Source organism: Simiaoa sp. (assembly GCF_051972595.1).
Taxonomy (GTDB): Bacteria; Bacillota; Clostridia; order Lachnospirales; family Lachnospiraceae; genus Acetatifactor; species Acetatifactor hominis.
In genome coordinates this window covers 1-4,505 of the sequence record NZ_JBOKRY010000073.1, presented here as the reverse complement: position 1 = coordinate 4,505, position 4,505 = coordinate 1, and the positions used below count along the sequence as shown (strand labels likewise).

Here is a 4,505-nt window from a genome sequence, read left to right as displayed (position 1 = left end):
TCCCTCTGCTCCGTGGGTATCTCATCGTCAATCCGTCTCTCATACCCGCACGACGTGCGCTGCAAGGCGCACGCTAAAAAAGCACAGTCCCTCACAGGGCTGTGCCTTTCTCATTCTCTCGCTATTTCTTGTCTTCTTCCCAGTTGTAGTAGAACTGGATCAGTCCGATGCGGCTCCTGGTACCGGTCTTCTCATTTAATGCAGCGATATGCCGATACAACATCGCGCGGGAGACAAATAGGCTGTCGGCGATCTCCTGCATGCCGTCATCAGACAGCAGCAAAAGCTGCAGCACTTCCTGCTCTCGTTCCGTCAGATTAAAATATTTTGCAAATCTCTCCAGCCGACTCTGACCGGCGGACATTTCGCGGCTTTCCATTGCTTCGGGAGCCTTTACAATCTGCGTACAACTATAATACCACAGCAGCGCCACACTGATCAGTACAAACAATACCAGTGCCAGTACTGCCGTCAGGATATGATTTTCTCCATTCAGCAGGCTTACGGAAGCTACTCCTGTGATCACAGCGCCCAGATTGTTCGCCGCTCTTCCCATACCTGCCCATATCCTGCCATCCTGCATGCGATAGGACAGCTGGATAAATCCGTTCGTGAAAAACACCACGAAAAATCCCGCAGACACATAGAAGATCAACAGTCCCGGCAGAAACGATCCTCCGCTTTCGATGATCAGCACACAGATGGTCGACAGGATCGTCACCGCATACATGATCAGTCCACGATATCTTCCGTTATTCAGATCAAACAGTACTCCTGCCAGCAATCCGCTGAGCGCTAAGAACAGTCTCGGCCACTGACCGATATCCATGGTACCCGCCGCATGCGCCAGGGTCACAGCATTGTCCAGCGTTGCGAAGATACAAGTCATCAGAACAACCGTCACCAGTAATGCCACACCTGCCAAGCGTGGATTCTTCCATGAAATCCGTTCCGCAGCAACACCCTCCTGCGCGTTTTTCACCGACACCGTTTCTCCGTCCTCTGCCTTCTGTCTCCTGTGATATCCAGGCAGTGCACTCTGTTCCATTCCGACAGTCAGTACCCACAGCACCACAAAGCTTACCGCCAGGAAGATACCTTCCACTGTCTCTCCCCACAACAGATTGTGGTTCAGGAACTGAAAAAGCAGCCCCACAGCATAAGCCACACTCACGGTCTTCGCCGGATGCCTGCTTCCCCTAAGCAGCTGTGCTGCCAGGTAATGTATCCTGCTGCCCAGATATCCCAGTATCAGGAACAGAAAACATCCGCTGCCCAATAGTACCCGGTACCCATCCCCGGCAAACAGCAGTATATATCCTGCGATCACCGGCACCGACAAGAAGAATCCCGCTGCCTTGAATGCAGTGGGATTCCCGGATTTACTTTTCCATTTTTCTATCAGAGAATATGCCAGAAAACCCAGTGCACTGACTCCCAGAATATAGCTCTGCGCCAGCACTACTCCTGTGGGATCCGTATATAACGCCACCCGGTTATCAAACAGATACTCCGTTCCTAAAAATACAAAATAGAAAACTGCTAATGAAAGCATGGTCTCTCCTTATACAGACTGGAAACCGCCTTCCAGATCCTCAATGATATCATCAATATTCTCCGTACCGATAGACAGACGAATCGTATTGCTGTAGATTCCCTGCTCATTCAGCTCTTCCTCAGACAGCTGTGCATGGGTGGTGGAAGCCGGATGGATGACCAGAGACTTCACATCTGCCACGTTTGCCAGAAGCGAGAACAGCTCCAGATTATCACAGAACTTCTTGGCTGTCTCCTTGCCGCCCTTGATCTCGAAGGTGAAGATGGAACCGCCTCCGTTCGGGAAATATTTCTTATACAATGCCTGCTGCTCCGGATCGGTGGATACGGAAGGATGATGCACACGTTCTACCTGAGGATGAGCATTCAGATACTGTACTACCTTCAGTGCATTCTCCACATGACGCTCTACGCGCAGAGACAGTGTCTCCAGTCCCTGTAAGAAAATAAAAGCATGGACAGGGGAAATGCAGCCGCCCATATCTCGAAGGAGCATTGCACGGATAGCGGTCACAAAAGCCGCGCCCGGTGCTGCCTTGGTGAAAGTCACACCATGATAGCTGGGGTTCGGAGTGCACAGATGAGGAAACTTGCCGCTGCCCTCCCAGTCAAATTTACCATTCTCTACGATCACACCACCTAAGCTGGTGCCGTGTCCGCCGATGAATTTGGTTGCGGAATGTACCACGATATCTGCGCCGTACTCAAAAGGACGTACCAGATAAGGGGTAGCAAAAGTATTGTCCACTACCAGAGGCACCTTGTGTGCATGGGCGATCTGTGCCAGACGCTCGATGTCTACCACATCCGAGTTGGGATTGCCCAGGGTCTCGATGTAGAGAGCCTTGGTGTTCTCCTGAAAGCTTGCTTCGATCCTGTCATAATCGGAAGGAGCCACGAAAGTAGTGGTCACACCGTAGTCCACCAGGGTATGCGCCAGCAGATTGTAGGTTCCGCCGTAAATATTATTTGCAGAAACAATGTGATCTCCCTGTTTTGCCAGGTTCTGGATCGTATAGCAGATAGCTGCCGCTCCGCTGGCTACTGCCAGAGCTGCGGTACCGCCCTCTAATGCTGCAATACGCTGCTCGAAGACACCCTGGGTAGGGTTGCCCAGACGACCGTAGATCTCACCGGGATCTTCCAGTCCGAAGCGTGCTGCTGCATGGTCGCAGTTGCGGAATACATAAGAAGATGTCTGATAAATGGGAACGGCTCTCGCACCGGTCACGGGATCGGGCTGCTCCTGTCCCACGTGTAACTGTAATGTCTCAAATTTTAAATTACGCTCTGCATAGGGCTTTTTACTCATGTTCTGCCTCGTTTCTGCACTTTATGTGCTTATGTATTTTTCTATGATGCCAGGATCAAAAGGTCTGAGCCCACATGCTTGACCCCGACTTTATTTCTATAAAAACATGCTAAAACACATTATAAATTCTGTCAATGTAAAACTTTAGCACAGTACCATGATTTACTTCACCAGCCGATCCTTATACTTCAGCCATTTTCCCGTCCGTATCCTGTTAGTAAACAAAAATGCCCGTACGACCCAGTCCATGGTCATAGCGATCCAGACGCCGATGACGCCAAGTCCCAGACCCTGTCCCAAAATATATGCCATGCCCACACGACAGAGCCACATGGAAGCGATCGCCACGATCATGGTGAACCTCACATCTCCCGCAGCGCGAAGTGCATTGGACTGCGCAAAGGACAACGGATGCACCAGCATACAACATACACAACTGTAACATAATAAAAAAACAGTTATTTTCATTGTCTCCGGACTCAGATGATAGATTCCGCAGATCGGTCGAGCAAAAATAATCATGGGGATTCCCAGCAGGATCATACAGGCATATGCTACTTTCATCATTTTTTTCAGATAATATAATGCCTGCTCTGACTCTCCTGCGCCGATGCACTGTCCGATCACAGTAATCATTGCCACACCGATGGCATTGGCAGGTATCTGCTGAAAGCTGGCAATGCTGCCCGTTACAGCATTCGCTGTCGTAGCCGCCATTCCAAAACCGGCGATCAGGCTGGTGGTCAGAAGCTTACCTATCTGGAAAATGCTATTCTCCAATCCGTTCGGTACGCCGATATACAGGATTTTCCCAAGGATTTTGGTATCCAGACGCCACTGATTGCTCATGATGATCTTGTCACTTTTTTTAAGAAGCATTACGATCAGCACCGCTGACAGGATTCTGGAAAAAAGTGTAGACAGGGCAGCACCTGTGACACCGATCCCTGCACCGTAGATCAATATTGCGTTACCTGCTACGTTCACCAGATTTGCCACCAGAGATACCTTCATGGACACTTTGGAATCTCCTACCGCACGGAACAGAGCTGCACCACCGTTATAAATTCCCAGAAAAGGAAAGGACACCGCCACAATATAAAAATAAATTCTTGCAGCACTCATGACATCCGCTTCCACATTGCCGTAAAGCAATGCCAGCAGTCCTTTGTTCCAGATCAGCGCTATCGTCATAAACAGAAGGGCCACACCCCCAACCGCTATAAACAGCTGATTGGAGGCCCGGCCTACCATTTCCTTATCTCCGTGTCCCATATATTGTGCCGCCACGACTGCACCGCCGCTGGCCATGGCCGTGAACAGACCGATCAATAACACACAGATACTGTCCACCAGGGAGATTCCGGATACCACGGCTTCTCCACAGCTGGCCGCCATCACCGTGTCCGCCATTCCCATTGCGATTGCCAAAAACTGCTCTATGATCAGCGGCCACAATAATTTTTTCAGTGCATCCTGTGAAAATAACATTTTTTTCTCTTCCGTCATAATTTACATCATTCCTTTATCCTTACATTGACATCTGCCAAAATAGCATATTGTCATTGCATTGTAAATAGAAATGTAATTTTATGATTCAGTAACTATTCAGCACCCCATTCGCCCTATAAATAGT

Annotated in this window: 3 protein-coding genes; all 3 read right to left on the bottom strand. The window is 49.5% G+C overall.

Features of this window, described 5'->3' with window-relative positions; all coding sequences use genetic code 11:
- Positions 1-121: 121 nt before the first annotated feature.
- Complete coding sequence (locus ACTRDR_RS14635) at positions 122-1,555, bottom strand: LuxR C-terminal-related transcriptional regulator (protein WP_440528356.1); 1,434 nt, start codon at positions 1,553-1,555, stop codon at positions 122-124.
- Between the two features lie 9 nt (positions 1,556-1,564).
- Positions 1,565-2,869 carry an aminotransferase class I/II-fold pyridoxal phosphate-dependent enzyme gene (locus ACTRDR_RS14630; protein WP_176862993.1) on the bottom strand — a complete coding sequence of 435 codons (1,305 nt, stop codon included), beginning with the start codon at positions 2,867-2,869 and terminating at the stop codon, positions 1,565-1,567.
- Between the two features lie 162 nt (positions 2,870-3,031).
- Positions 3,032-4,378 (bottom strand): MATE family efflux transporter, encoded by a 1,347-nt coding sequence (locus tag ACTRDR_RS14625; RefSeq protein WP_440528354.1) that lies wholly within the window; start codon positions 4,376-4,378, stop codon positions 3,032-3,034.
- Positions 4,379-4,505 lie beyond the last annotated feature (127 nt).

Bases quoted from the DNA above. Each gene is read 5' to 3' on its own strand.
- ACTRDR_RS14625 (WP_440528354.1), bottom strand. From the start codon at position 4,378: ATGACGGAAGAGAAAAAAATGTTATTTTCACAGGATGCACTGAAAAAA.
- ACTRDR_RS14630 (WP_176862993.1), bottom strand. From the start codon at position 2,869: ATGAGTAAAAAGCCCTATGCAGAGCGTAATTTAAAATTTGAGACATTA.
- ACTRDR_RS14635 (WP_440528356.1), bottom strand. From the start codon at position 1,555: ATGCTTTCATTAGCAGTTTTCTATTTTGTATTTTTAGGAACGGAGTAT.